The organism is Mesorhizobium sp. M7A.F.Ca.US.005.03.2.1, from assembly GCF_003997795.1.
GTDB classification, from domain to species: domain Bacteria; phylum Pseudomonadota; class Alphaproteobacteria; order Rhizobiales; family Rhizobiaceae; genus Mesorhizobium; species Mesorhizobium ciceri.
The window spans coordinates 1-3092 of the sequence record NZ_RZRP01000745.1; the positions used below are offsets into that span (position 1 = coordinate 1).

The following is a 3092-nucleotide window of genomic DNA, read 5'->3' on the forward strand; positions in this document are numbered from 1 at the left end:
ACTTCCTGCTGACCCGAAACTCCGCACCGATTCCAGATCTGAAGGAGCCGGCGCCGAGCGATGCGGAGATCGCGACAATGATCACTGCTGCCTCCCGGGTGCCCGATCATGGCCGGTTGGAGCCCTGGCGCTTCATCCTCTACCGTGGCGACGCCCGCGTCGAGATCGGCAGGCAACTGGCAGCACTTGCCGAGCAGCGGGAGGGCCCATTGACGGAGGGCCGCCGCAATCAGGAACTGGCGCGGTTCTCGCGCGCACCGCTGGTGATCGGCGTCGTATCTGTCCCCAGGGAGAATCCAAAAATCCCGCAATGGGAAATGTTCCTGTCGGGCGGCATGGCGGCGATGAACCTGATGATATCAGCCAACGCGCTGGGCTTTGGCACCAACATGATCAGCAACTGGTATTCGGATGTGCCGGAGGGCAGGGCACTGCTGGGGCTGGCGCCGCAGGAGCGGGTCATCGGCTTCATCCATATCGGCTCCTATGCCGGCCCGGCGCCGGAGCGGCCCCGGCCCGATCCGGCAAAGCTGTACAGTGACTATTCGGGGCCGTGGGTCGGCTGAATGTTCTACGAGCCGTCAAAGGGCCACGGCCTGCCGCACGACCCTTCGAAGGCGATCGTGGCGCCGCGTCCGATCGGCTGGATTTCGACACTGAACAGGGCTGGTGAGATCAACCTCGCGCCATATTCCTTCTTCAATGCCGTTTCGACGCGGCCTTTCATCGTCTGGTTCTCCTCCGAAGGCGAGAAGGACAGCGCCTCCTTCGCCCAGGAAACCGGCGAGTTCGTCGCCAATCTGGTCAGCCGCGATCTCGCGGAGAAGATGAACCGCACGTCGGTCAATGCTCCGCGCGGTGTCAATGAGTTCGTCTATGCCGATCTTGCCATGGCGCCGTCGCGGCTGGTCGCCCCGCCGCGCGTGGCGGCAGCGCCGGCCGCGCTCGAATGCCGGGTGACTCAAGTTTTTCGGCCAAAGGCCCTGGACGGGTCGCCGACAAGTGCCGTCATCGTCGCCGGTGAAGTGGTCGGCGTGCATATCGACGACGCCTTCCTGACGGACGGCCTGTTCGACATCACCAAGGCCGGCAATGTCGCTCGTCTCGGCTATATGGACTATGCCAGCGTCGACGAGGTGTTTTCGATGCGCCGGCCACGCTGGGACAAGGACTAGATACCAAGGCTCGGCCAGTTACCGCGCCTTGCCGGCACTCGTTCGCCGCCTGGCGGTCATGACGGTGCGCACATAGCCGGGCTCGCCGATCCGAATGCTTCCATCGGGCAGGCCCAGTATGCGGTCGAGGGCGATTTCGTAGAGCCTGACGCGTTTCTCCAGGACTTCGATCGCGGCCTCCATGTCGGCGTCGCTGCCGCCGGCAATGGCCTTGGCCACGACATCACGCGTGGCCATGCCGAATTGCATGACGATGTCGGCGACACCTTCCGGATCGAAGGTCCTGAAAGTGCCGTCTTCGATTCCTTGCCTGATGACCTTGACCAGCAGCGGTGAAAACGACGCGCTGGCGGCCAGATTGATACGGTGGAAAAGCACCAGATTCTCAGGCCGGAACATCGTCTCGAAAAGAGCCCAAGCTTCCGGCGCGGTTTCGATCTTGGCCCGCCGCGACTGGCTGAGCAGGCCATTCAGGCGGCCAAGCGGGTCGAGGCCGGGATCGTGGAGTATGTCCTGGACCCCAGCCAGTGCCTGTCTTGCAAAGCGATCGGCCAATGCCTCCAGGAGAGCCTCCTTGGAGGGGAAGTAATGATAGAAAGCACCCTTCGAGATGCCGGCGGACGCAATCACGTCATTGAGGCTCGCTTTGTCATAGCCCTGGGTCAGGAACAGGGCCTGGGCATGGTCCAGAAGTTCTTCTCGCCTGAGTTCTGGATGCTTGATGACACGGGGCATGACGAACTTTCTGCACGTGATGGCTGCTCCCGTCCAGTCCCGACGTCGGCAGCCAGGGCAACGAATTTCGGGTTAACGGGTCCCTTCGGAGCCTCCGCTTGCGCGTTGGCTGACGGAGCATCAAACGAAAAACCCGCCTGTGCGGCGGGCCACTGGCGCAAATCAGCACCATGGGCAAAAATGTACCATAGCTGAGATCACCGAGTCAAGAAAAAATTCCTATCACGGAGGCTGCCCGGCAAAAGCGGCCAACACAACCGACTGCTGCAAGCCTTTTGTTAAGCGGGAGTTCGGAGCCTCGGGTCGAAGGTTCGCTTGAACTATAGACCAGTGGTCTGTATGGTAGACCAATGGTCTAAAATACCAATCATCAGCGGATATCAAGGCAGGTCGATCATGATCGCGAAATTGGTTCTTCAGACATTCGTCTGGTTCGGCGTCATGGGCGCCTTGCTCTTCCTGTCGGCCGGCACGCTGCATTGGCCGGGGGCCTGGGTCTATCTGGTGGGGATGGTGGGCCTCAGTCTCACCTTGGGCGTGGCGCTGGCGAGGCGCGATCCCGGTCTGATGAATGAGCGGCTGAGCTCTCCCATCCAGAAGAATCAGGCCGCGGCCGACAAGGTGCTGCTGTCCATACTTCTGCTCGCCATCTTTGGTTCTCAGATATTCATGGGATTCGACGTTCGTTTCGGCTGGTCGGCGGTTCCCGTCTGGGTGCAGGTGGTCGGCGCACTGGTCCTGCTGCTCGGAATCTGGATCTGCTATCTGACGATGCTGGAGAACAGTTTTGCGGCGCCCGTGGTCAAGATCCAGGACGAACGCGGACAACGTGTGATCTCCACCGGGCCTTACAGCTACGTCCGCCATCCGATGTATGCCGGCGCCATCCTCTTCTTCGCCGGCACGGCACTTCTGCTTGGTTCCTGGTGGGGGCTGGCGTCGGTGCTCGTGCTCGTCGTTCTCTTGGCCATCCGCACCTTCATCGAAGAGAAAACGCTTCGCGCCGGTCTGCGCGGCTATGACGACTATGTGGCCCAGGTCCGTTACCGCCTGATTCCATTGGTTTGGTAGCAGGCGCTCAGGCGGAAACACCTGCCGCCTTTGCCCGCGCCAGAAGCCGCTCGGCCAGCCGCAGGTGCGGGCGGTCGAACATCTTGCCGTCGATAGCGACGACGCCGGGGC

General features: G+C 61.8%; 4 protein-coding genes and 1 pseudogene. 3 read left to right on the plus strand and 2 right to left on the minus strand.

What is annotated here, in order from left to right; all coding sequences use genetic code 11:
• Both EN991_RS29465 and EN991_RS29470 read left to right on the plus strand, forming a co-directional pair.
• A partial coding sequence (locus EN991_RS29465; protein WP_245461105.1) for a nitroreductase occupies nucleotides 1–566 on the plus strand: 566 nt, incomplete at its 5' end.
• Nucleotides 567–1175 carry a flavin reductase family protein gene (locus EN991_RS29470; protein WP_064995335.1) on the plus strand — a complete coding sequence of 203 codons (609 nt, stop codon included), beginning with the start codon at nucleotides 567–569 and terminating at the stop codon, nucleotides 1173–1175.
• Between the two features lie 18 nt (nucleotides 1176–1193).
• Here EN991_RS29470 and EN991_RS29475 read toward each other — a convergent pair whose 3' ends face one another.
• Nucleotides 1194–1910 carry a TetR/AcrR family transcriptional regulator gene (locus EN991_RS29475; protein ID WP_024505353.1) on the minus strand — a complete coding sequence of 239 codons (717 nt, stop codon included), beginning with the start codon at nucleotides 1908–1910 and terminating at the stop codon, nucleotides 1194–1196.
• Between the two features lie 396 nt (nucleotides 1911–2306).
• On the opposite strand from EN991_RS29475, the gene EN991_RS29480 reads away from it, so the two are divergent.
• Nucleotides 2307–2981, plus strand: coding sequence for an isoprenylcysteine carboxylmethyltransferase family protein (locus tag EN991_RS29480; RefSeq protein WP_127370068.1), 675 nt, complete (start codon nucleotides 2307–2309; stop codon nucleotides 2979–2981).
• A gap of 7 nt (nucleotides 2982–2988) precedes the next feature.
• Here the strand turns inward: EN991_RS29480 and EN991_RS41190 are convergent.
• Nucleotides 2989–3092: pseudogene (locus EN991_RS41190) on the minus strand (CoA ester lyase); the annotation flags it as partial.